The organism is Methylobacterium sp. 2A (assembly GCF_009806555.1).
Lineage (GTDB): Bacteria > Pseudomonadota > Alphaproteobacteria > Rhizobiales > Beijerinckiaceae > Methylobacterium.
Map to the genome: position 1 here is coordinate 63,956 of NZ_VUOK01000045.1, position 24,466 is coordinate 88,421.

A 24,466-nucleotide genomic window follows, 5' to 3' on the forward strand; every position below is an offset into this window, starting at 1 on the left:
GGGGTTCTCCTCAGCCGCGCCGGGCGCGTGCGCCGAACAGCCCGTTCGGCAGCAGGAAGAGGACGAGGAGGAACAGCACCATCCCGGCGAGCTCCTGAAGCGCGGAGCTCGCCAGCGTGACGGTGAGTGCCTCGGTGACGCCGAGGAGGATCGCGGCCAGGAACACGCCGGGGATCGAGCCGACGCCCGCGAGCACCGTGACGATGAACGCCTTCACGGTCAGCGCATGGCCAACCGCCGGTTGCACCACGCTCATCGTGTAGAGCGCCACGCCCGCGAAGCTCGCGAGCGCGCCCGCGACGAGGAACGAGACCAGCTCGGTCCGCACCGGGCTGATGCCCATGAGCTTGGCCGCCGCCCGGTTCGACGAGACGGCGCGCACGGCCCGCCCGTACCAGCTCTTCTTGAGCCACCACCACAGGGCGACCATCAGCGCGAGGCTGACGCCGAAGGCGACGATCTCACCGTTCATGGCATAGACCGGTCCGACCGAGGTCGCGTCCTGCAACACCGGCGAGGAGGTGGTGCGCACGTCGCTGGCGAAGGCCAGGAGGATCGCGTTCGTCAGGATGATGCCGATCCCGAAGGTCAGGATCAGCGAGTTCAGCTCCCGGTGCTCGCGGATGCGGTCGATCATCAGGAACAGAACGGCGCAGACCGCCGTGACCACGAGGAGCGCCAGGGGAATGGCGTAGTAGGGATCGAGCCCCGCACGGGCCTCGACCACGTAGGCGCAATAGGCGGCGAGCAGGACGAGCTCGCCATGGGCGAGGTTGATGATCCGCATCGCCCCGAAGGAGAGGGCGAGGCCGAGCGCCACGAGGGCGTAGACGCTGCCGACGAGGAGCCCGGAGAACAGGGCCTGGAGGATGAGATCGGTCATTCCCGCCTCACCAGGGCAGGCCGGGGAAGACGATCTCGCCCGTCGCGGCGGCCGCCGGGGAGACCAGCACGACCTTGCCCGCACGGTGCTGGCCCATCGCCACGGAGAAGCGCGGGTTGTCGCCGGTAGCGTCGAACTGGACGGGGCCGAGCAACGTCTCGCGGTCGGTCTTGCGCATGGCATCGGGCAGGCCGCCGGACTTCAGTGTGCCGGCATCGGCCGCGCGGGCAATGGCTTCCGCGAGGATCGTGGTCTCCACGAAGCTCAGGGTCGAGAGGTACTCGATCTCCTTGTTGTAGGTCTTCTTGTAGACCTCCGCGAAGCGCTTGCCCTCTTCGTCCTTCATCTCGACCGGGAAGGGCAGGAAGGACGTGCCGACCACGTTGTTCATCAGGTCGGGAAACTCGGCATACATCTTCGGGGTAGCGAGCGACCACGCGCCGACGACCAGCTTGACCGGCGGCTTCAGCACCTTGGCGGCGCGGATGATGCCGACATAGTCGTTTTCGTAGGCCGACATCATCAGGATGTCCGAGCGGTCCTGCAGCTTCACCTTGTTGATGATCGGCTTGAAGTCGGTGATCGCCGGGTCGAACTCGTGGACCGTGACCTTCACGCCCTTGGCGGTCAGGTCCTTCTGCAAGCCCTTGGCGAGCAGCGCCGGGGCCTCCTTGGTCGAGGCCAGGATCGACACGGAGGTCGGCTTCAGGGTCTCGAGCAGGGTGCCGATGCCCCGCTGGTAGCCCGCGTTGTTGTTGATGCGGAAGAAGGTCTTCAGGCCCCGCGCCGTCAGCTCGTCGCTGACCGCGCCCGCCGTGATGTAGGTGGTGTTGAGCCGGTTCGAGGCGTCCGAGGCCGGGCCGATGATGTTCGAGCCGTAGCCGCCGACCAGGGCCACCGCGCCGTCCGAGACGAGCTTCTCGACCGCCGACACCGCCTTGGCAGGCGTGCTCTCGTCATCGATCACCTGGAGGCGGATCTTGTGCTTCTCGGAGCGGGCGTTGAACATCTGGATCGCCACCCGCATGCCTTCGTCGAAGGCCTGACCCGAGCGGGCCAGCGAGCCGGTCAGCGGCATGTGAGCCCCGACGAGGATCTCGTCGGCACGGGCCCCCGCCCCCAACATGGTGGCGATGGCGATCGACGCGGCCGCGGCGGCTCTGCGAAGCATGCGGGTTCCTCCCTGGGCGCGGCCCGTCATGACGGTAGCGCGCGTGTTTCATCCCGTGCGTGGGTTCTGACGACCCTCGTCCACAGCGAGACCGCATGGCGGCCTCGGCGGATGCGCCTTCGCACGCCCGCTCCGAATTTGTCAATCGAAAGCGGTTCAATGTTCTGCATGACGGAACAAGTCTGTTTCAAACGCCACGATTTTCGCCGCCAGACTTGACAAACGTCGCGCCCCGACCCGACATGCGGCCACAAATGCAAACCGATATTCTGCAATGCAGAACGATGGGAGGGACCGTGGTTCGTCAGGAGACCCTGGGCGGCGTCGCCGTGCTCACGCTGTCGAACCCGCCAGTGAACGCGCTGGGCCATGGCCTGCGCGCGGCCATCGATAGCGCGCTGGAGGCGGCGCTGGCGAATGCCTCAGTGCGCGCCGTGGTGCTGGCGGCGGAGGGCAAGGTGTTCGTCGGTGGAGCCGACATCTCCGAATTCGGCACGCCCCCACGCGCGCCGCTGCTGCCGGACGTGCTCGACCGCCTCGACGGTGCGGGCAAGCCGGTCGTCGCCGCAATCCATGGGGCGGCCCTCGGCGGCGGCCTCGAACTCGCCCTCGCCTGTCACGCGCGGGTGGTCGGACCAAAGGCCAAGCTCGGCCTGCCGGAAGTGAAGCTCGGGCTGATCCCCGGCGCGGGTGGCACGCAGCGCCTGCCGCGCCTCGTCGGCCCCGAGTCCGCTTTCGCCATGATGCTGAGCGGTGAGCCTGTCGATGCCAAGAAGGCCGTCGCGATGGGCCTCGCGGATGCCCTCGAGACAGGCGACCTCGTGGAGGCGGCGCGCACGCATGCGCTCAAGCTTGCCGAAGGCGGCGCGCCGGTGCGGGTCCGCGACCGAGGCGAGCGGCTGGACCCGGCGACACGCGCAGGCTTCGAGACCAAGGCCAATGAAGCAGTGAAGAAAGCGCCCGGCCAGCCGAACGTGGCGGCGCTGGCCGACGTGGTCCGGGCCGGATTCGACCTGCCTTTCGAGGAGGCCGTGAAGACGGAGCGCACCCGCTTCCTCGCGCTCGTGGACGATCCGCGCTCGAAGGCCCTGCGCTACGCCTTCTTCGCGGAGCGCGAGACCGCGCGGGTGCCGGGCCTGTCCAAGGAGACCCCACGGCGGGAGATCGCGTCGGCGGCCGTGATCGGCGCGGGCACGATGGGCGGCGGCATCGCCCTCTGCTTCGCCAATGCGGGCATTCCCGTCATCGTGATCGAGACCGAACAGGAGGCCCTGGACCGCGGCTTGGCGCGGATGCGCGCCACCTACGCCTCGTCCGTCAAGCGCGGCTCGCTCAGCGAGGCGGCGATGGAAGAGCGGCTGAGCCGTATCACGGGCGCGGTCGGCCTGGACAACGCGGCACAGGCCGACATCGTGGTCGAGGCGGCCTTCGAGGAGATGGGCATCAAGGAGACGATCTTCTCCGCCCTGTCGCGGATCGCCAAGCCCGGCGCGATTCTCGCCACCAACACGTCCTATCTCGACATCGACCGGATCGCCGACGCCACGGACCGGCCGGGCGACGTGCTCGGCCTGCATTTCTTCAGCCCGGCCAACGTCATGCGCCTCGTGGAGGTGGTGCGGGCGGCGCGCACGGCGCCGGATGCCCTGGCCACGGGCAACGACCTCGCCCGGCGGCTCGGCAAGCTGCCGGTGACGGTCGGCGTCTGCTTCGGCTTCGTCGGCAACCGCATGCTGGCCCGGCGCAGCGCGGCGGGCGAGCGCCTGCTGCTCGCGGGCGCCCTGCCACACGAGGTCGATGCGGCGGTGACGGAGTTCGGCTTCCGCATGGGGCCTTTCGCCATGAGCGACCTCGCCGGGCTGGATATCGGCTGGCGCACCCGGAAGGCCACCGGCGGCAAGGCCCCGGTCGCCGATGCGCTCTGCGAGGCGGGTCGCCTCGGCCAGAAGACGGGTAAGGGCTTCTACCTCTACCCCGAGGGTGCCCGGACGGGCTCGCGCGACCCCGAGGTCGAGGCGCTGATCGAGCGAACCTCTGCCGAGCACGGCACCACTCGCCGCAGCTTCTCGCCGGATGAGATCGTCGCCCGGCTGATGCTGCCGATGGCCAACGAGGGCGCGCGCATCCTCGAGGAGGGCATCGCGGCCCGCCCCGGCGACATCGATACGATCTGGCTCAACGGCTACAACTGGCCCGCGTGGCGCGGTGGGCCGATGCATTGGGCCGACAGCCTCGGCCTCGCTGCGGTGGCGGCCGATCTCGACCGCTTCGCTGAAGAGAGCGGCGACGAGACCTTGCGCCCCGCGCCGCTGCTCGCCCGGCTTGCCCAGGAGGGCAAGCGCTTTTCCGATTGGGGTGGCCGGTGAATCCCGCTTCCGCCCGCACCGCAACTTCGCTCACGAGATCCCGATGACTGACGCCGTGATCGTCGCCACCGCTCGCACGCCCATCGGCAAGGCGCATCGCGGGGCGCTGAACCTGACCGGTGGGGCCGACCTCGCCGCCCACGCCATCCGCCACGCCCTCGGCAAGGCGGGTGTCGAGCCCGAGGCCGTCGAAGAGGTCGTGATGGGCTGCGGCTACCCGGAAGCGGCGACCGGCGGCAACGTCGCCCGGCATGCGAGCCTCGTCGCGGGCATCCCGGTCCAGTCGGCGGGGGCCACGGTCTCGCGCTTCTGCGCCTCGGGCCTCCAGGCCATCGCGGATGCCGCCAAGCGCATCCGCCTCGATGGCGTGCCGGTGGCGGTGGCGGGCGGCGTCGAATCGATCAGCCTCGTCCAGCCGCAGGTGCGGCGCGAACTCACCCGCAACGCGTGGCTCGAGCGGAACCTGCCCGAGATCTACATGCCGATGATCGAGACCGCCGACATCGTGGCGGAGCGGTACGGCATCTCGCGCGAGGCGCAGGACGAATTCGCCCTGATGAGCCAGCAGCGCACCGCCGCCGCTCAAGCCGCCGGGCTGTTCGATGACGAGATCGTGCCGATCACCGCCACCATGGCCGTGACCGACAAGGCGACCGGCGAGACGAGGCAGGTTGAGACCCGCCTTGCCAAGGACGAGGGCAACCGGCCCGAGACCACCTTGGACGGCCTCGCCAAGCTCAAGCCCGTGCGCGGCGAGGCCGCCTTCGTCACAGCGGGCAATGCCAGCCAGCTCTCCGACGGCGCGTCGGCCTCCGTGCTGATGTCCGCCGAGGAGGCCGCGCGCCGGAACCTCAAGCCGCTGGGGATCGTGCGCGGCTTCGCAGCCGCCGGGTGCGGGCCGGAGGAGATGGGCATCGGCCCGGTCTTCGCGGTGCCGCGTCTCCTCGAGCGCAACGGGCTCTCCGTGGACGATATCGGCCTTTGGGAGTTGAACGAGGCCTTCGCCTCGCAGTCGATCTACTGCCGCGACAAGCTCGGGATCGACCCGGACAAGGTCAACGTCAACGGTGGCGCGATCAGCGTCGGCCATCCGTTCGGCATGTCGGGCGCCCGGCTGGTGGGCCATGCCCTTCTGGAGGGCCGCCGCCGCCGTGTGCGCTACGCGGTCGTCACCATGTGCGTGGCCGGCGGCCAGGGCTGCGCCGGCCTGTTCGAGATCGAGGGGGAGTAAGACCCATGGATCTGCGCTTCACACAGGAAGAGGCTGATTTCCGCCAGGAGGTCCGCACCTTCTTCCGCACCGAGATTCCCGCCGAGATCCGCCGCAAGATCTCCGAGGGGCGCTCCCTCGCGCGGGAGGATTACGTCACCTCGCAGCGGATCCTGAACGCCAAGGGCTGGGCCGTGCCCCATTGGCCGAAGGAGTGGGGCGGGCAGGATTGGGATCCGATCCGCCGCTACATCTTCATGGAGGAACTGATGCAGGCGGCGGTGCCGCTGCCGCTCCAATTCAACTGCTTCATGGTGGGCCCCGTCATCGCCGCCTTCGGCAACGAAGAGCAGAAGAAGCGCTTCCTGCCGCGCATCGCCAACCTCGACGATTGGTGGTGCCAGGGCTTCTCCGAGCCCGGCGCGGGCTCCGACCTCGCCTCGCTCAAGACCAAGGCGGTGCGCGACGGCGACCATTACATCGTCGATGGCCAGAAGACCTGGACCACGCTCGGCCAGTATGCCGACTGGATTTTCTGCCTCGTGCGCACCGATCCGGCGGCGAAGAAGCAGGCCGGTATCTCCTTCCTGCTCATCGACATGAAGACCCCCGGCATCTCCGTGCGCCCGATCATCACGATCGACGGGCGGCACGAGGTCAATGAGGTGTTCTTCGACTCCGTGCGCGTGCCGGTCGAGAACCTCGTCGGCGAGGAGAACAAGGGCTGGGACTACGCCAAGTTCCTGCTCGCCAACGAGCGCACCGGCATCGCCCGCATCGGCCTCACCAAGGAGCGTGTCGCCCGGGTGAAGCGGCTGGCGAAGGAGACGCCCGCCGGCGCCGGGACGATGTGGGACGAGCCCGATTTCCGCAGCCGGGTGGCGAGCCTGGAAGTGGAGTTGAAGGCGCTGGAAATCACCCAGATGCGGGTGGTCTCGGCCCAGGGACGCCGCGACGCCTCGAAGCCCGACCCGGCCTCCTCGATCCTGAAGATCAAGGGCTCGGAACTGCAGCAGATGGCGACCGAGCTGCTGGTCGAACTCGCGGGTCCCTTGAGCTTGCCCGCGCCCGTGGCGAACGACGTCGATGCCCTCGGCTGGGAAGCCTTCGCCGCGCCGACCTACCTCAACACCCGCAAGGTCTCGATCTACGGCGGCTCGAACGAGATCCAGCGCAACGTGATCGCCAAGGCGATCCTGGGGCTCTGAAGGAGTTTTCGCGATGGATTTCGACTTCACCGACGAACAGAGCCTGCTGAAGGACAGCGTGGCCCGCTGGGCCGCGGACCGTTACGGCAGCCTCGAGCAAGTCGAGGCCGCCCGCCGCAAGCCGCTGGGCTTCGATGGGGGTGCGTGGTCGCAACTCGCTGAACTCGGCCTGCTCGGCCTGCCCTTCTCGGAGGAGGATGGCGGCTTCGGCGGCGGGCCGGTCGAGACCATGATCGCCGTCGAGGCACTCGGCCGACACCTCGCCCCCGAGCCCTATCTCGCGAGCGTCGTGCTCGGCGGCGGCGCCCTGCGGCTCGCAGGCACCGCCGCGCAGCGGGAAGCCCTAGTCCCCGGCCTCGTCGAGGGAAGCCATCGCCTCGCCTTCGCCCATGGCGAGCGTCAGGCCCGCTACGACCGCGCGGACGTGGCGACCACGGCCCGCCGGGAGGGCGACGGCTTCCGGCTCGACGGGGCCAAGGCCGTGGTGCTCAATGCCGACGCGGCGCAGACCCTCGTGGTCAGCGCGCGCACGGCGGGCGGCCAGCGGGACGAGGCGGGCATCAGCCTGTTCCTCGTGCCCGCCGACGCCCCTGGCCTCACGATCAAGCCCTACCCGACGCAGGATGGCGGCCGGGCGGCCGATCTCGTGCTGGACGATGTAATCCTTCCCGCCAATGCACTGCTCGGGGAGGCCAATGCGGGGCTCCCCGTGATCGAGCGGGTTCTGGACGAGGGCATCGCGGCCCTGTGCGCTGAGGCGGTCGGCGTGATGGAGGCGCTGCACGCGCTGACCGTCGATTATCTGAAGACCCGCAAGCAATTCGGCACCGCAATCGGTGGCTTCCAGGTGTTGCAGCATCGGGCCGTCGACATGCTGATGTCGCTGGAACAGGCCCGCTCCATGGCCCTCTACGCCACCATGATGGCGGGGTCCGACGACGCGGCCGAGCGCGCGCCTGCGGTCTCGGCCGCGAAGGTGCAGGTCAACCGCGCGGCCCGCTATATCGGACAGGAAGCCGTGCAACTGCACGGGGGCATCGGCATGACGCTCGAGTATCTCGGCGCCCACCTGTTCCGCCGCCTCGCTACGATCGAATACCTGCTCGGCGATACGCCCTATCACCTGCGTCGGGTGAGCGACGCGGGCGGCCTTCTCGGCGCAGCGTGAAACGAACGATCCAGGGAGACTTGCCCATGAACGCCCCGATGCGCCCGCCGGGCTCCGCCGCCCCCGACGCCCCGCCCTCCGCGCGTTTCGTGTGGGACGATCCCTTCCTGCTTGACGATCAGCTGACCGAGGACGAGCGCGCCATCCGCGACGCCGCCCAGGACTTCGCCCGCGAGCGCCTGCTGCCCGGCATCGTCGAGGCCTACGCGACCGAAAAGTCCGACCCCGGCCTGTTCCGCGAGATGGGTGAGCGTGGCCTCCTCGGCGTCACCCTGCCGGAGGAATATGGCTGCGCGGGCGCGTCCTACGTCGCCTACGGGCTGGTGGCGCGGGCGGTGGAGGCGGTCGATTCCGGCTACCGCTCGATGATGAGCGTGCAATCCTCCCTGGTGATGTACCCGATCCATGCTTACGGCTCGGAGGAGCAGCGCCGGAAGTACCTGCCGAAGCTCGCCTCGGGCGAATGGATCGGCTGCTTCGGCCTCACCGAGCCGGATGCGGGTTCGGACCCGGCGGGCATGAAGACCAAGGCGGTCAAGACGGCGGGCGGGTACCGCCTGTCGGGCGCCAAGATGTGGATCTCGAACGCGCCCTTCGCCGACGTGTTCGTCGTCTGGGCAAAGTCGGAGGCGCATGACAATGCGATCCGCGGCTTCGTCCTGGAGCGCAGCATGAAGGGGATCTCGACCCCGACCATCAAGGGCAAGCTGTCCCTGCGCGCCTCCACCACGGGCGAGATCGTGATGGAGGATGTGGAGGTCGGCGAGGACGCGCTGCTCCCGAACGTCTCGGGCCTTAAGGGCCCGTTCGGCTGTCTGAACCGGGCGCGCTACGGCATCTCCTGGGGCGCCATGGGCGCGGCGGAGGATTGCTGGCGCCGGGCGCGGGACTACACGCTGGAGCGCAAGCAGTTCGGCCGACCGCTGGCGCAGACGCAGCTCGTCCAGAAGAAGCTCGCGGACATGCAGACCGAGATCACGCTGGGCCTCCAGGCCTCGCTGCGGGTCGGGCGGCTGATGGACGAGGGCAAGATGGCGCCGGAGATGATCAGTCTGATCAAGCGCAACAATTGCGGCAAGGCGCTGGACATCGCCCGGGTCGCCCGGGACATGCACGGCGGCAATGGCATCATGGGCGAGTACCACGTGATGCGGCACGCCCAGAACCTCGAGACGGTGAACACCTACGAGGGCACCCACGACGTCCACGCCCTGATCCTGGGACGGGCGCAGACGGGTCTACAGGCGTTCTTCTGAGAAGCAATCGCCCACGCCCGGAGAAGAATTCGGAAGGATCGCGTTCGCCATGAAGATTCTGGTGCCCGTCAAGCGGGTGGTCGACTACAACGTGAAGATCCGGGTGAAGCCGGATGGATCCGGCGTCGAACTCGCCAATGTCAAGATGGCGATGAACCCCTTCGATGAGATCGCCGTCGAGGAGGCGATCCGGATGAAGGAGAAGGGCAAGGCCAGCGAGATCGTCGCGGTGTCGATCGGCCCGCAGCAGGCGCAGGAGACGCTGCGCACGGCGCTCGCGATGGGCGCCGACCGGGCGATCCTCATCAAGACCGACGTCGCCTGCGAGCCCCTGGTCGTCGCCAAGCTTCTGAAGGCCGTCGTCGAGAAGGAGAGCCCGCAGCTCGTCATCCTCGGCAAGCAGGCGATCGACGACGATTCGAACCAGACCGGGCAGATGCTCGGGGCGCTACTGGGCTGGCCGCAGGGCACCTTCGCCTACAGGATCGAGCCCCACGAGGGCAGCCTCGACGTGACCCGAGAGGTGGACGGCGGCCTTCAGACCCTCAGCCTGACGCTGCCGGCGATCGTGACGACGGACTTGCGCCTCAACGAGCCGCGCTACGCTTCGCTGCCCAACATCATGAAGGCCAAGAAGAAGCCCCTGGAGGAACTGGCGCCCGACACCCTCGGCGTCGACGTGACCCCGAAGCTGACCGTGTTGAAGACCGCCGAGCCGCCGGGCCGCTCCGCCGGCGTCAAGGTCGCGTCGGTGGCCGAGCTCGTCCAGAAGCTCAAGGTCGAAGCCGGCGTCATCTGATCCGCAGGCGAGGCTCGCCTCCCAGATCGAGCCTTGCGCCACCACCCTAAAGAGCGCAGACAACCATGACGACACTCCTCTTCGTTGAGCACGGCAACGGCCAGATCAAGGATGGGACGCTGAAGGCGCTCACCGCCGCCAGGACGATCGGCGCCTCGATCCATGCTCTGGTCCTGGGCGCCGGCTCCAGGCCCGTCGCGGAGGCAGCGGCCAGGCTCGACGGCATCGAAAAGGTCCTGAACGCCGAGGACGGCACCTACGATTACGACCTCGCCGAGCCGGTGGGCGCGCTGATCGCGTCGCTCGCCGAGCCGTACACGACGATCATCGCCTCCGCCTCGACCACCGGTAAAAACGTCCTGCCACGGGTGGCCGCGCTGCTGGATGTCCCGCAGGTCTCTGATATCATTAAGGTGGTCTCGTCTGACACGTTCGAGCGGCCGATCTACGCCGGGAACGCGATCCAGACCGTGCAGGCTCCCAATGGAAAGCGGGTGATCACCGTGCGCACGGCGGCCTTCGCGGCGGCGGCCGAGGGCGGCGGCGTCGCCCCGATTGAGCTCGTATCCGCCGCAACCCCGGAGGCCGGCGGCTCGACATTCAAGGGCGAGGAGATTGCCAAGTCCGACCGGCCGGAGCTGGCCTCGGCGCGGATCATCGTCTCCGGTGGCCGCTCCCTCGGCTCGTCGGACAAGTTTCACGAACTGATCGAGCCGCTGGCCGACACGCTCGGTGCCGCCGTGGGCGCCTCGCGGGCGGCGGTGGATGCGGGCTACGCCCCCAACGACTGGCAAGTAGGCCAGACGGGCAAGGTGGTCGCGCCGGATCTCTACGTGGCGGTCGGGATCTCCGGGGCCATCCAGCACCTCGCCGGCATGAAGGACTCGAAGGTCATCGTCGCAATCAACAAGGACGAGGACGCCCCCATCTTCCAGATCGCCGATTACGGCTTGGTCGGTGACCTGTTCCAGGTCGTGCCGGAGCTTCAGTCCGAGATTGCCAGGGCTAAAGAATGAGATCGGCCGGAGAATGAGGCTCACCAGCCTCCTTACTGCAACCACACCGCAGCTGTCCCTGCGAATGATAACTCTGGAGAAGCGCTAGCGTCTCGTTGGATGGCCGGGACGGATCGGCAGAAGGCTGTCCGCTTTTGCGGTGGCCCTGCTCCGAAGCGGCCTTTCGGCTTACGGCCAGCATCTGCCGCCGCCCAGTGCCCGGACGAACGTCTCAGATGGGTGGATTTCTGCCGGTCCCCTTCCGGACGACAAGGTCGGGAAGCGGACATCGTCGCCATGCCCGCTCTCGACCCCTTGCGGGCTCTCGGTGTCGATGGCCGAATGAGCCGCATGGCAAATGAACAGGATGCCGAGAGGGTGCGATGCCTGATGAAGGCGACAACGGGGAACTGGCGTCGCACGTTGCCGAGGTGCTGCGCTGGGTTTGGGATCCAATCGGCCTCGGGACGGCCGGACCAGCGGACGAGTACGATGCCTACGTTCCCGACTTCGTCATCCTGGTGCGAGACACAGCAGTGTTCGAGGACGTGCTCATCGCACACCTCGTGCGGATCGAAATCGAGGCAATGCATCTGTCGCTGCCGCCTGCCAACCGAACGCGAGCGGCCCGCGCGCTCCTCGGCCTGCGCGATGCGCACCTGCATGGGGCGGGCAATCTCGTTGGGCAGTGGTCGAGCCCGGACGGCCTGCGTTGCGTCTGGGTCTTCAAGACCCCCGGCAGCCAATACGCCTATGGGGAGGGCATCCTCCGCCACGAGGACGATGAGAATGGCTCGTGGTCGCGGTGGGATGGCGCTGGTTTTGGCTGGTCCGGTCTGTTCGACTCGGCCGCAGCCGCCGAGCGAGAGGCGCATGCCGTGATCGCGTGGCTGCGCGAGAGCGATCTCGCGGCCGCGGCGTCGCTGGCCGTACCTTGGAGTGCAGTCGTTGATTGGCGTGTACCGGCGCCGCGCGAGCGGGCCGTGCTCGACCGCCTTTTTGCCGCCGACTTCCCCGGCAGGGACGGGCTCGCCGAACAAGCTCGGACCGCCCTAGTGCGTCGGATTGACGACGAGGGCAGCCTGAGGTTCCGGGTTGAGGGCGAGCCCGTCGCGGTCGCCCGGCGGGTCCCGGTAGAAGGCCGTTACCGGGATGGCGATGAGCTGTCTGGCCCGGCGGTCAACCTCCTGCTTCACGTCGTTGGCGGGCGGCTGCACGAGCTGGCGGTCTTCAAGGACGACGGCGCGCACATCCGCGTCAGCCCATTTGAGGTATCGCCCTATCGGATCGCGGTGTCTGCAAACTGAGGTCCGGTTTCCTTCCCGAGCCGAGTTGCGGGACTACCGACAGATGGCTGCTTACGGGAGACGCAGGCGGCCGTCCGCGCGGCCGGGTCGGGTCGATAGGAGGCTGTCGAATTTTCAAGCGGACCTGCTCCGAAGCAGATGGGGTGGATGGCTCCCGCTCCGACTGACGGCGTCTCGATGCCAAGATGTGGTTGCTGTCAAAGCAGCAGCCACGCTCATGCAGGAGCCATCCCCATGGAGATCACCACCGTCGGCATCGATCTGGCCAAGAGCATCTTTCAGGTTCACGCCGTCGATGCAGTTGGGCACGTCGTCGTGCGCAAGGCCTTGAGGCGGGCGCAGGTCGTGCCGTTCTTCGCCAAGCTGCCGCGATGCCTGGTCGGCATGGAGGCGTGCGGCACAGCGCACCACTGGGCCCGGGAGCTCATGAGCCTCGGCCACGACGTGCGGCTGATGCCGCCGGCTTACGTGAAGCCGTACGTCAAGCGCGGCAAAACCGATGCGAACGATGCCGCAGCCATCTGTGAGGCGGTGACGCGCCCGAGCATGCGCTTCGTGCCCGTGAAGTCGACCGAGCAGCAGGCGGCGCTGGCGCTGCACCGGACGCGCGACCTGCTGGTCAAGCAACGCACGCAGCTGGTGAACATGATCCGCGGCCTGCTCGCTGAGTTTGGGATCGAGATGGCGCGGGGCCTGCGGCACGCGCTCGAACTGGCGGCCCGACTCTCGGCCGGCGACGCGGCCGAGGTGCCGCCGTTAGCCCAGCGCGTGGTGACCGGGTTGGCCGATCAGATCGGTGCCTTGCAGATCCAACTCACCCGACTGGAGAAGGAGTTGCTCGCCTGGCATCGGGACAGCGACCTGTCGCAGCGCCTGGCGACGATCCCGGGTGTCGGCATCGTGTCGGCAACCGCGTTGGCCGCCTCGGTGAGCGAGCCCGAACGCTTCCGCTCCGGTCGGCAGTTCGCGGCCTCGTTGGGCCTGACACCGCTGCAGAACTGCAGTGGCGGCAAAGAGCGCCTGGGCCGGATCTCGCGCATGGGCGACCGCTACCTGCGCCGGCTGCTCGTGGTCGGCATGACCTCTCTGATCCGGCGTGCGAAGACGACACCGACCTCGGTCGACCCGCGGCTGCCGGCGCTGCTGCAGCGTAAGCCGGTGCGCGTGGTGACCGTGGCGGCGGCCAATCGCACGGCGCGGGTCGCCTGGGCGATCATGACCCGCGGCGGCACCTACCGCGCACCGGCGGCCACGGCCGCCTGACAGCACGCGAAGGAGACGTTTCCAGGTTGCGAGGACGATGAGAGTTGATGGCGAACCGGTCAGACCGGGAGCCGGGACACCCCGCCGCCTGTCCAGGGCGTCATAGCCCGCGAAGCAGAGTGGGACCCAGCTCGCGGATACCATCAGGGCCAGCGGTCAACATGAACGACTGCATCGACAGGCCGGACACAAGACTGCACCCGACCAACGCGTCAGAAGCTCAATTCGCCACTTGCAATGCGGGAGCCATCCACACAGGACAGGCCGCTTGTGGCCATACTTCGTCACGCCGAATTGCCGGCGCGCGCAGGACCTGACATTCGGCTGCGCGCCCGTCCCGGTCATTCAGAAGGTCCTGCCGACGTCCCGTAAGCGGACGCTACCGGCTCGATAGGCCATTCGCGTAAGGGCAGCTTACGAAATAGCAGTACGACGAGCACCGCTCGCGAGACAGTCGGTATTCTTCCCTGCGATCGGCTGATCATCGCAACAGGTTTGTGTTCGCGCGGCTCGCTGCAACAGATGAGACTCGGGGATTTCGATTCAAATTGAATGATTCTTCTCGGCCCATTATCTGACCGATTTAGTTTCGACATACCGCACTGGGACCAATTATGTCAGTCGTGTTTGGAAGCATTGCGCCATCCGGCTTTGGCTAGCCAGTTCAGCGCCGAGAGGCTCGGCATGAATAGGTACTCGCCACCTTTCATGACGTTGAAGGTTTGCACGCCGTCGATGCGCTTGCGTGCCGGAGCCTGCGGGATCGTGAAGCGTTGCTCACCCTCGTGCAACCCCACGACCGGATCTCGCTCCTCCCCGAGGTCGATGAAGTTGCCGCGGTTGATCCACTCCTGCTGCATGAACTCGATCGTATCGTAAGCGCGCGCGCTGACGAAGATGAAGAAGATGCCCCGCTCGCCCTTGGCATCGTCCGCCGGTACCACGTCCTCGGAGTAGACAGGCCCGAAGGTGCTGGAGCGGCGGATGATGCGGTGGATATTGACGTCGGTGAGCAGTGTCAGCTCGGCGTCGCGTGGGTTGAGCCGGCGCATATGGCAGCCGAGCGGGACGAGACGCCCTCTCGGGTCGTCCGCGTAGGCGAAGTCGTTGTTGCGGCGCGGATCAGCGCCGAGTTCGGGATCGTCAGTGTCGGGCGCAAGGGTAAGGGGTGCGCCTGAGCGCCAGCGCCCGAACATTTTGGCGGCGAGGCGCTCACGCGCCTCCGTCGTCTCGCCGTTGGCCTTCAGGAAGGCGTTGAAGCAGCCGACGCGGCTCTGGTATTTGCGCAGCACCACAAAGGTGCCGTTCCGCCCCAAGACGGCTGGCACAGGCATCGCGAGTGGCACGCCGGTCTCGCTCGGGTAGCCTAGGATGAACTCGCCAGCCTTGATCGGCCGTGCCTCGCCGAGCAGCGGGGCGACGCCGCTGCCCTCGATCGCTGGCTGCGAGATTGAGTCTCGGAAGCCGAACGGGTTCTTCGCGCCCTCGGGCGCGCCGAAGCGGTGCTCTCCGAGAAGTGTCACCCCCACAGCACGGTCGAGCTCCGCGCGGGCGCTCGCGAGTGCTCTATCGAGGGCGGCATCGTCGACCGCATAGATGGTCAGCGCGAGGTGGCACCGGCCGGGCGTGAACACCGCGTCCCAGTTCTCCGGCGCGTTGAGCCCCTGATCGCGCAGCTGCGGCGCGCGTGCGGCCATGCCCTGCTGGAAGGGCAGCGGGAAGGTCTTGAGCTGGGCCTCAGGCAGACCAAGGGCCTTCAACCCTTCGTAGCTGATGGCCACGCCGATCCAGTGATCGAGTTCGTCGGTCCACGTGTCGGCCGACGCGATGTGGGGAGCAAGGCGTCCGAGCAGGTCGCGCGCACCCTCCGCGTCGTCGAAGTGGAGCATGGCGTGGATGCCGACGTACGGCTCGGGACGGCTGCGCAGGATCAGCGCCTGGATGTCGTCGAGCTCCAGCGAGACGGTGTCTCTGCGGAAGCGCGATGCGAGTCGTTCGATGATCGACATGCTTCAACCCACCTTGTCCAGGAATTCGTTGAACGCGCGCTCCAAGCGCTGGAGCCGGCGCACGTCGACGACCGTGACCTGTGGGTTGGCCACGAACCAGCCGGCCGCGGTGATCTGATGTCCGGCGATGAAGTCCTTGACTTTCGGGCTCTTGATCCCCGGCCAGCCCTCAACCGACTGGAACAGCAGATCCATCAGATCCGGGATCTTGGTGGCGAAGTCGTTGATGTACGTGTCCCAGTCGCCGTCGTAGGTGGTGGCGAACAGGATGCGCGTGTCATCGTCGAAGAAGGCGAAGCGCATGTCGTGGAGTGTGCCGACCTTCTGCGCGCCGTCGAAGTTGCCGTTGACCAGGCCGAAGATGCGCCGCAGCCGTTCGGCGCCTCCAGGCTTCAGCCTGGCGATCGCCGTCAGCTCCGAGACGTTGCCGGACTGTGCACCGATCCGCCCGGCCGAGCCCGCGGAGCCCTTCAAGTCGGGATTGTGCTTGGTCATCATCTGTTCGAGCGCAAGCTTGGCGAGCTGCGGCGCGTCGCCCGCAACCTCCTCGATCCGGCGGCGGATCGCCCGGAGACGGGTCTCGTCGATCTGCGGGGCGTCGTGGCTGTCGGTCATCGGTGGCTCCTGTCGCGTCTGGGGTTCGAGATCCCTTCAGTCAGGTATCTGCTCGATCGACGTCGGCTCGACGCGTGGCTGTGCGTTCAGCATGTGTCGACGTGCGCTCGACCGTTCGTAGGCGGCGATGCGCACGCGCATGATCGAGCCGAGTGGCCGGTGCTCCTGGATGCCGTGCCAAGGATTGAACGAGAGCACGTCGTCGCCGTAGACACGCCGGGTCGGAGAGTAGGCATCCTGCGGTGGGAACCGCAGGGTCGCAATCGGCTGATGCGGGGAGAGATCGTCCGGCCAGAGCACCGACGCATCCTCGACTGGCATCGCCGCGAGATCGGTGCAGAGCTGGGCACGCAGCTGATACTCGGCCCCTGCCGTCCGGAAGTGCTCGACTACGAGATTGCGCATAGTCCCATCGTCGACCGGGCCGACTTCCTTGCCCGCCAGCGCCCTCACGTTCGCGGACAACGGCGCGGCGCTGATCTTGGCGACGTGGTCGCCGAAGCGGAGCGCCGCCATGGAGTGGTAGGTCTCGCCGAGCAGGTGCGCGTTGTCCCGGGCCAACCCGCGCAGGGTCGCGCCGGGCGTGAGACCGATCGCTTCGGCCGCCGACTCGATCCCGCGCGCGGCGCCGGCGAGCGCCCGCTGCAGGAAGGCTGGATTTCGGGCGTTCTTTTCCAGGAGATCGACGAGCTGCCTGTAGGCCTGGATGGTACCGAAGCTGAGTACGGGGATGTTGACCAGCAGGAAGTCTTGGTTGCCTCCCGCATCCTCATGCAGAAGGCGTTCGCCCTTGACCCCGAGCACCTTGATCGCCATGCCGCGCGGAGCCGGGATTGTATCGGAGTGGATGTCGCCGGGCGCGGAGGACAGGCGCACGACGACGGGATAGACGGCGGGTCGTGCGAAGATCCCCTGCTGCAGGTATGCCGGCAGCCCGTCAGATATGACAAGCTCGCCCGTGAGGATGCCGTGGCTCTTCGCGTGGGCGTCGCGAACCGCGTGACGATGCCGCTCGAACGCCACATGGTTCGAGCGCGCCATGACGTCGAGGATTTCGGCCGTCAGGGCCGCCTCATCGGGTTGTTGAACCTCGACATCCGGCGTGTAGCGAAGATAGGGCCTTCCGGCGTCGCGGTGAGAACTCCCGTCGAGCGTACTCATGCCGCGAGCTCCGCCGATGCGCTCGGTGTGACGGCGTCGATGGCCAAAAGCAAGTGCCGTGGGCCTCGCAGCGAGGCGCCGGGGCGGTATGGCGGTGGGTCGGCGAGAAGCCGCGGCGCTTGCAGCCGCTGGGCCAATGCCACGAGTGCGACCTCCGCCTCGATCCGCGCGAGCGGCGCGCCCACGCAGTAGTGCAGGCTGCCGCCGAACCCGAAGTGCTGGTTGTTCGCGCGGTCGGGAACGAAGCGGTCCGGATCAGCGAAGCGCAGCGGGTCGCGGCTGCCGGAGGCGAGCAGGAGCACCACCGGCGCCCCTTCCGGGATCGTGGTTCCACCGATCGCGATGTCGGCGCGCGCCAGCCGCGTGCGATAGTGGACGGGCGGCTCGTAGCGCAGCAACTCCTCGATCAGCCGCGGCGCGACTTCCGGCTCTCGGCGCAGGCGTTCCAGGTGCTCGGGGAAGCGGAGCAGCGTAAGGACGCCGTTGGTAATCAAGTTCACGGTCGTCTCGTGACCCGCGACCAGGAGGAGGACGGCCGTGGCCACGAGGTCGTGGTCGTTCATCCGCTCGCCGTCGTGCTCGGCTGCGAGCCCGGAGAGCAGGTCGTCCTGCGGCGCCCGGCGCTTCTCTTTGATCAATCCCTGCAGGTAGTCGGTGATCGCCGTGAACGCTTCCTCAGTCCTGCCGGCGTTCTCGCGGTCCGTACGCCGGTCCGGTTCGAGGGCGGTGGCGAGCTGAGTCGCCCATCCTTGGAACCGGGGCTCGTCCTCGCGCGGGACGCCGAGCAGCTCGCAGATCACCGTGACTGGCAGGGGGTAGGAGAAATCGTCGACCAGATCGAGGTCGGTCCGGTCCCGCAGCCCGTCGAGGAGGGCGTGGGTGAGCTGCTCCGCCTTACGGTGCATCGCCCGCACGCGAGCAGGTGCGAACTCGCGCATGACCTGCCGGCGCAGGAGGTCGTGGTCTGGCGGATCGCGGAAGATGAAGGGACGATGGCGCGCGGTGATCCGGCTGCGGACCGGGCGCACGAACAGATCGCTCAGTGGATGCCCGGTCCAGCGGAATAGAGGCGGATCGGGCAGATCCTCCGAGCTGATGCGCGGATCGTGCAGGAGGCGGTAGAGTTCCGCGTGAGTGCTCACGACGTAACTGCCGTCGTCCTGGCGGCTCACGGGCGTCCGGCGCATCTCGGCGTAGAGCGGGTACGGGTCGGCGCGGTTGGCCGGATCGAGGATCTGCTGGAACAGCGTGCCGTTCACGGTGAGCTCCTGTCGGACGGTGGTGCGGGATGCGGTCAGGACACGGCCCGGGCCAGCGGTTGAGGCCGGATGTCGGCTTGGTCGAGAGCGCCGACGATCGGTGGGAAAGGCGTCGCCTCCGCCACCGCCGCCCGGTAGGCGGGCAGCCAGCGGGCGCTGTCTACGGAGACAGCGGCCACAGTTCGCCCCTGCGCGCCGTACACGCCGATGAACCGGCGATCCCGCAACGAACCCTGCACGACGGCGAATTGGTTGGCCCCGGTCGGCAGGCCAACGAGCTTGATGTTGAGGCCGAACTGCTGCGACCAGAAGTCCGGCAGGTGGTCGTAGGGGATTAGTCCCGCTTCACCGGCGACCATGTTCCGGGCTGCCGTCTCCGCTTGAGCGACCGCGTTGCCCCAATGCTCGACGGCGAGGAGGCGGTTGCCGTAGATGGCGCTCGGCCAGTGAGCGATATCGCCGGCCGCGAAGACATCCGGCACAACTGCCCGAGTGGCGGTGAGGACGCGGCAGTGGGTGTCCACCCGGACGCCTTTAGGCGAAACCGCCAAGCCTGCACCGGCCAGCCACTCAGTGTTGCGCAGGGCGCCGAGGGCAGCGACGACGCAATCGGCCTCGATCCGTTGGCCGTTGCGCAGGATGGCCGCGACGACCCGGCTATCCGCGTCGGGTTGAAATCGCGCGACTTCTGTCTCCAGTCGGAGGTCCACGCCGCGGTCGCGGATTACGTCCCGCATGAAAGCGGCCGTGACGGAACCCAGGGCATGAACCAACGGGAGCGCACCGCGCACCGCCAGGGTCACGTCGAGGCCGAGATCGCGGCAGCACGACGCGATCTCACAGCCGATAAACCCGCCACCGATGATGAGCACGCGGCGCGGTTTCCCGGCGAGGCCACGCGCAAGATGCTCTGCGTCCGCGTGGCCGCGAAGCGTGTACACGTTCGAGGAAGCTGCTTCCGCACCGTTCGGCCACGGGCGTGCCCGAGTCCCGGTCGCGATAAGCAGCCGGTCGTATACGATCTGTGTGCCGTCCGAGAGGTAGATACGATGTGCGAGCGTATCGAGCCCCAATGCACCGACCCCGAGGCGGAACGTGGCGTTCAGATCGGCCCGTTGCGGCAGGGATGTTTCCGCGCTGTACAGGCCGCGGAGCACCTGCTTCGACAGCGGCGGACGATCGTAGGGCGGCTCGTTCTCGTCACCGATCAGAACAATCCTGCCTTCGTAGCCCACGTCACGCAGTGCGTGCGCCGCGGACAGGCCCGCGAGCGAGGCGCCGACGATGACGATCTGGCGAGGAGCTTCGGTGGGCGCTGTCATCGGTCGCCCACTTTATGCGGCATAAGGGCCGGAACGTCGCTCGTCGCAGTAATGGCACGCACCGGGCAGGCCTGCACCGCGCGCTCAATCTCGGCTCGAGCGGCTTCGTCGGGTGCCGTGTCGTAGACCAACGCTTCTGCACCATGCAGGGCGAAGTGGTCGGGAGCGGCGTAGATGCACTGCGCGTAAGCTTGGCAGCGGTTGAGGTCGACGACGACCTTCATGGATGACACTCCGTCGAAGGGGCAAGCGCCGGTGGCGGCAGTCACTGGAGGACGCGGAGCGTCAGTCGTGTGACCTCCCGGCGGAGGATGGCGCGCTCGTCCCCTCATCGAACACGGCACCGCACCGAGCACTCAACTGCTCGCGGTGTTGATGCATGCAGGCGATGATCGCCGGACGGTTGGGCACGTCCTCAGCGCACAGGCGCAGGACGTCGCTGCGACACGCCAAGGTCGCTTCCGTGATACTTGTCTCGGCAGCGGCGCCGTTGAGACTGGTACCGACGACGAGGAATAGGATTAGGAGTGTCAAACGCGACATGATGCGGCTCTCTGGATGCGCCCCGTCGTAGAACCATAAAGGAAATAATAAGTTCCTTTTCAAGTAGGAATGTCACGGGGAGGTATGCAGTGACGACAAGCCAGAAAGAGGCGTCGCCGTTGGCGTCGCGGAAGCGTGCCCTCAGCCCCGGACGCCCGCGCGCGGCAACGATCCAGGCACGTCAGGATCGGCTGATGGACATCGTCACTGCCGAGTTTCTGACATACGGCTATGAGGGGGCAAATATCGCGCGTGTAGCCCGTACCGCAGGAGTTTCGCCCAAGACGATCTACGCGCGCTACGCCACAAAGGACGAGTTGCTGCTGGCAGTCGTGGTTCACCTAACGGAGGCCTCGCGCGAAGGACTGGCACAGGAGCTGATGGATGGCTCAATCAGCCCCGAGCAAGGTCTGACGACCTTTGCCCTGACCACCGCCTACCATTGGACATCGGAGCGTGAGTTCGGACTCTACAGGCTTGTCATCACGGAAGCCGGTCGCTTCCCCCACCTCGTAACGCTTTATCGAGAGAGCACCGACGCGTTCCGTGAAGTCGTGACGGCGTATCTCACCGATCAAGTCGCTCGACGTGTGCTCGTGATCAAGGATGTCTCGACCGCCGTTCAGTTGTTTGTGTCCGTGACGACAGGACAGATCCGAGAGCGAATGCTTCTAGGTGAGCGTCCTTCTTCAATCGAAATTGAAGCTCAAGTAAGAGAAGGTGTCAGAATGTTTCTGGCCTGGTGCAAAAATAAATAATAGTATCGGTTAAACATATGCAGAATTATTATACAAAATCATATCTCTGTCTTCGGTCGGTGTCAGGAGAAGATGCCGGCGATTGTTGTCTGAAGGCGCATCTGTAGCGGACGGACAGTTCCAGCTTCTCTCTGTGAGCTGACCGGCAAGGATGAGTTCTAGCTGCGCTGTTCCACATTGCTTGCCCAATCGGAATTCAACGATAGGTAGCGCGCTCAGCGATGCAGATAAAAGGAAAGTTTTTCAACAAACGCGGTCTATGCATGTGTTGCGCCCGCCGAGGCTGCCGGATTCTCTTGGAATACTGCGTCGGAAATTCAAATGTCGAGAAAAGGTATCCGTCGGTAGCCGGCAGCGAGAACGCTGCGGTGTCCGGTTTAGCGCCTCGCGCGACCGAAAGCTGCCAGACCGCTTTCGGCCAGATTACGCCATGCCGGATAGCCGACAGGCGCAAAAGCGGTCGTTCGGCTGTGCGCCCAAGCCAGTCGTTCGCAGGGGTTCGATGGCATCTCCAAAGCAGACATGGCGGGTGCCGATACCCGTATTCCCGCTCCACTTGTTGACAGAGCCGTTCGGGCTACGACCGGACCGACCCGCCCACGACCACTGGATGGCCCAGAACTTGACGCAGGACATCTGGGGCGTTGGCCCGGTGAACGCCCGCAAGCTTGGGGCGCTGGGGTGCGAGAGCGCCGCCGACGTGCGCGATCTCGACCCCCGGGCGGTGCGCAAGGCCATGACAGTGGTCGGCGAGCGGCTGTTGCGGCAGCTACGCGGCGAGGCCTGTCTCGACCTGGAGGAGGTCGCCGCGACTCGGAAGGGCTGCGCCGTGAACCGGAGCTTCTCCGACCGGGTCGAGGATCACGCAACGATGGAGCAGGCGGTCGCCGCCAACGCGACCCGGCTCGGGGAAAAGCTCCGCCGGGAGGGGTTCGGAACCGACCACGTCACGGTCTTCTTCCGCACCTCCGAGCACGACCGGACTCGGCTGCAGCGGTCGGTCTCGACGGTGGTGACCCTGCCGGAATCGTCGAACGACACTTTGGTGCTGGTGAAGGCCGCACTGCATGGCGTCCGCAAGACCTGGCGGGACGGCTTTTGTTATTCGAAGGCCGGAGTGGTCACGACGGACCTCCTGCCTCTCCACGCCTCCCAGCGAGCGATACCCGGCCTCGGCCAGCTCGACCGCGAGCGGGGGCCGCGCTGATGGCGGCGCTCGATGCCTGCAACCGGCGCTTCGGGCGCGGGGCGGTCGTCCCAGCCGCGGCCGGGTTCACCCCGGCGCGGGCATGGTCGACCAAGTTCGAGATGCGCTCGCCGCGCTACACGACCCGGCTGGACGAGATCCTGGTCGTTGCGGCGGACAATCCCGTACGATCTGCCTGGAAGGCTGCGATTTACCGTCAAGACAAATGCTGGGCGGAAACCTGATCAGTTCTTCCGGACCAGCGGGACGGGCGCCGGCGGCGGCGGGGCGCCGAAGGCGTAGCGGAAGCCGACCGAGACGATGTCGACGCTCGAATCGACCACACCCGCGAAGGCGATGTTGCCAACGTTGTAGTCCCGCCCGATGCCCGCGAGGATACGCGAGCGGTCCAGGAAGAGGTGAGAATAGGCGGCGTTCAGCGTCAGCTGATTGTTCCAGCGGTAGCTCGCACCGACGTTCAGGCTGTAGCGGTCGCCGTCCGGCAGGCGGACCGAGCGGTTGCTGAAGTCGATCGGCGAAGTCTCGTAGCCGAAGCCGGCGCGCACCGTCAGGGCGGCGTTCACGTCGTACTCACCGCCGATCGAGTAGTAATACCCGTCCTTGTAGTTCAGCGGCAGGGAGTTCACCGGTACGCCCAGCGTCTTCGACACGATGCCGACGGTGCCGAGCCTCGACCAGTTGTCCCACTCGAAGCCGAGGGACACGCGGGCGATCGGGCTCACCGCCTGGGTCAGGCCCACGCTGAGCTTCTCCGGCGTGTTGAAGTTTGCGCGCACCTGTCCGGCCAGCGGCGCCAGGGCGAGGATCGGCACGCCGATCGAGCCGTCGATGTCGTGATGCACCGAGGAGCGGTAGCCGATGCCGAGCGCCGTCCCTTCCCAGGGCGTGATGTTCACGCCCGCGGTGAAGCCCACACCCCAGGACTCACCCTTCAGGAAGGAGCTGGGATAGGCCGTCGGGGGCAGGCCGGGAAGCGGCAGGGCCTGGCGCAGGGTTAGGCGGAAATACTCGATGTTCGGACCGGCGGCGACCGAGAGCCACTCGTTCACCTTGAAGCCGACGACCGGGTTGAAGACCAGCGAGAAGATTCGCGAAGAGCGACCGTAGACCTCGCCGGCCCAGACCTCGTTCGGCTTGGTAGTCAGGCCGAACGGCGCGCCGGTGGAGATGCCGAGCCAGAGGCGGTCGTTGATTTGGTAAGAGCTTGCACCCGCCGGGAGCACCGCGCCCTGGCCGATATCGCCCGAGCCGCCGAGGCCCCCGAAGGCCGGGTTGGTGCCGGTGGACGGGGTGATGGTCGCAGAGGGACCGAGATACGTGAGGTTCTGCTCGGTGACGAAGCCAGGCCGCATCGTGATGACGGCCGGGTTCCAGAACATCGACGACACGCCGCCGGAGCCGGCCGCCGCACCCGCGAATCCCAGGCCCTGGGCCTGCGTGCTCTGCTCCCGCAGGCCGAATGCGCCCGCAGATGCTTCCGTAACGGCGCAGAGCGCGGTGAGGACGGCAATCGAGCCGATGCGAAGGCGTGAATTCATGGTTTCCCCCACACGAATCCGCTGATTGAGCCGATGCGGATTTCGAATTTTGAGTCCGTTCCGGAGCGCCCAGGCTTAGCAGGCACGGGCGGGAGAAACGGCGGCTGGCAAGATCGGATGCCGAGGTGCCGAGACCGACTCATCGCGCCGGCTTGTGGCACTAACATAACCTATACGTCATGATGCTGACTAATGCTGCAAAAAGTTGCAAGCACGGATTGCCCCTTTCTCACCGAAATTCGATCGGCCGAATGTAATCGCCAATGGATGTGGCCTTTGGGCACCAACGGCGCTCTCGCTGCAGCGCACAACGACGTGTTGCGCAAATATTCGCGCGCGCGGTGTGAGGGCCGCCGATCTCGGCACGGAACGGCGGGCCGCGCCTCGGATCCTCGTCGGCAGCGAGATCTCGAAGGTCGACCACCGGC

At 67.0% G+C, this 24,466-nt stretch carries 19 protein-coding genes and 1 pseudogene; 11 read left to right on the forward strand and 9 right to left on the reverse strand.

The annotated features are described in order from the left end of the window. Nucleotides 1-10: 10 nt before the first annotated feature. Together FVE89_RS20290 and FVE89_RS20295 are read right to left on the reverse strand one after the other, a co-directional pair. On the reverse strand, nucleotides 11-883 hold the full coding sequence (locus FVE89_RS20290; RefSeq protein ID WP_043074383.1) for a branched-chain amino acid ABC transporter permease: 873 nt from the start codon (nucleotides 881-883) through the stop codon (nucleotides 11-13). A 7-nt stretch (nucleotides 884-890) separates the two neighbouring features. Further along, complete coding sequence (locus FVE89_RS20295; RefSeq protein ID WP_043074384.1) at nucleotides 891-2,054, reverse strand: ABC transporter substrate-binding protein; 1,164 nt, start codon at nucleotides 2,052-2,054, stop codon at nucleotides 891-893. Between the two features lie 284 nt (nucleotides 2,055-2,338). Here FVE89_RS20295 and FVE89_RS20300 point away from each other — a divergent pair, with 284 nt between their 5' ends. The 9 genes from FVE89_RS20300 to FVE89_RS20340 all read left to right on the forward strand — a co-directional run bounded on the left by FVE89_RS20300 (nucleotide 2,339) and on the right by FVE89_RS20340 (nucleotide 13,626). After that, entirely contained in the window at nucleotides 2,339-4,420 is a 2,082-nt protein-coding gene (locus FVE89_RS20300) for a 3-hydroxyacyl-CoA dehydrogenase NAD-binding domain-containing protein (RefSeq protein WP_059409616.1), read from the forward strand. Between the two features lie 43 nt (nucleotides 4,421-4,463). After that, nucleotides 4,464-5,651 (forward strand): acetyl-CoA C-acyltransferase, encoded by a 1,188-nt coding sequence (locus FVE89_RS20305; protein WP_043074425.1) that lies wholly within the window; start codon nucleotides 4,464-4,466, stop codon nucleotides 5,649-5,651. 5 nt (nucleotides 5,652-5,656) lie between these two features. Continuing rightward, nucleotides 5,657-6,838 (forward strand): acyl-CoA dehydrogenase family protein, encoded by a 1,182-nt coding sequence (locus FVE89_RS20310; protein ID WP_043074385.1) that lies wholly within the window; start codon nucleotides 5,657-5,659, stop codon nucleotides 6,836-6,838. Nucleotides 6,839-6,851: 13 nt separating this feature from the next. After that, entirely contained in the window at nucleotides 6,852-8,006 is a 1,155-nt protein-coding gene (locus FVE89_RS20315) for an acyl-CoA dehydrogenase (protein WP_043074386.1), read from the forward strand. 26 nt (nucleotides 8,007-8,032) lie between these two features. Next, nucleotides 8,033-9,262, forward strand: coding sequence for an acyl-CoA dehydrogenase (locus tag FVE89_RS20320; protein ID WP_043074387.1), 1,230 nt, complete (start codon nucleotides 8,033-8,035; stop codon nucleotides 9,260-9,262). Nucleotides 9,263-9,311: 49 nt separating this feature from the next. Further along, nucleotides 9,312-10,061, forward strand: a complete 750-nt coding sequence (locus tag FVE89_RS20325) for an electron transfer flavoprotein subunit beta/FixA family protein (RefSeq protein WP_043074388.1) — start codon at nucleotides 9,312-9,314, stop codon at nucleotides 10,059-10,061. A 65-nt stretch (nucleotides 10,062-10,126) separates the two neighbouring features. Continuing rightward, nucleotides 10,127-11,077, forward strand: coding sequence for an FAD-binding protein (locus tag FVE89_RS20330; RefSeq protein WP_043074389.1), 951 nt, complete (start codon nucleotides 10,127-10,129; stop codon nucleotides 11,075-11,077). Nucleotides 11,078-11,439: 362 nt separating this feature from the next. Beyond that, nucleotides 11,440-12,363, forward strand: coding sequence for a hypothetical protein (locus tag FVE89_RS31270; protein ID WP_245337774.1), 924 nt, complete (start codon nucleotides 11,440-11,442; stop codon nucleotides 12,361-12,363). Between the two features lie 234 nt (nucleotides 12,364-12,597). Then, nucleotides 12,598-13,626, forward strand: coding sequence for an IS110 family transposase (locus FVE89_RS20340; RefSeq protein WP_043074390.1), 1,029 nt, complete (start codon nucleotides 12,598-12,600; stop codon nucleotides 13,624-13,626). A 617-nt stretch (nucleotides 13,627-14,243) separates the two neighbouring features. Here FVE89_RS20340 and FVE89_RS20345 read toward each other — a convergent pair. The 6 genes from FVE89_RS20345 to FVE89_RS20370 are packed head-to-tail and all read right to left on the reverse strand — an operon-like array spanning nucleotide 14,244 to nucleotide 20,216. After that, nucleotides 14,244-15,635 carry a peroxidase gene (locus FVE89_RS20345; protein ID WP_043074391.1) on the reverse strand — a complete coding sequence of 464 codons (1,392 nt, stop codon included), beginning with the start codon at nucleotides 15,633-15,635 and terminating at the stop codon, nucleotides 14,244-14,246. A 3-nt stretch (nucleotides 15,636-15,638) separates the two neighbouring features. After that, nucleotides 15,639-16,250 (reverse strand): hypothetical protein, encoded by a 612-nt coding sequence (locus tag FVE89_RS20350; protein ID WP_043074392.1) that lies wholly within the window; start codon nucleotides 16,248-16,250, stop codon nucleotides 15,639-15,641. A gap of 36 nt (nucleotides 16,251-16,286) precedes the next feature. After that, complete coding sequence (locus FVE89_RS20355) at nucleotides 16,287-17,411, reverse strand: catalase family protein (RefSeq protein WP_179239945.1); 1,125 nt, start codon at nucleotides 17,409-17,411, stop codon at nucleotides 16,287-16,289. Next, nucleotides 17,408-18,670 carry a cytochrome P450 gene (locus FVE89_RS20360; RefSeq protein WP_043074394.1) on the reverse strand — a complete coding sequence of 421 codons (1,263 nt, stop codon included), beginning with the start codon at nucleotides 18,668-18,670 and terminating at the stop codon, nucleotides 17,408-17,410. Before FVE89_RS20360 ends, FVE89_RS20355 begins: the two co-directional genes overlap by 4 nt. A gap of 35 nt (nucleotides 18,671-18,705) precedes the next feature. Then, entirely contained in the window at nucleotides 18,706-19,992 is a 1,287-nt protein-coding gene (locus FVE89_RS20365) for an FAD-dependent oxidoreductase (protein WP_043074395.1), read from the reverse strand. Next, nucleotides 19,989-20,216: a ferredoxin gene (locus FVE89_RS20370; protein WP_043074396.1), complete on the reverse strand. Its 228-nt coding sequence runs from the start codon at nucleotides 20,214-20,216 to the stop codon at nucleotides 19,989-19,991. Before FVE89_RS20370 ends, FVE89_RS20365 begins: the two co-directional genes overlap by 4 nt. A gap of 513 nt (nucleotides 20,217-20,729) precedes the next feature. On the opposite strand from FVE89_RS20370, the gene FVE89_RS20375 reads away from it, so the two are divergent. After that, entirely contained in the window at nucleotides 20,730-21,293 is a 564-nt protein-coding gene (locus tag FVE89_RS20375; RefSeq protein WP_053621836.1) for a TetR/AcrR family transcriptional regulator, read from the forward strand. A gap of 598 nt (nucleotides 21,294-21,891) precedes the next feature. Then, a pseudogene (locus FVE89_RS20380) lies at nucleotides 21,892-22,724 on the forward strand (DUF4113 domain-containing protein); the annotation flags it as partial. Here FVE89_RS20380 and FVE89_RS20385 read toward each other — a convergent pair. Continuing rightward, a complete protein-coding gene (locus tag FVE89_RS20385; RefSeq protein WP_043074398.1) occupies nucleotides 22,725-24,038 on the reverse strand; it encodes an outer membrane protein transport protein in 1,314 nt (437 codons plus the stop codon). Nucleotides 24,039-24,466 lie beyond the last annotated feature (428 nt).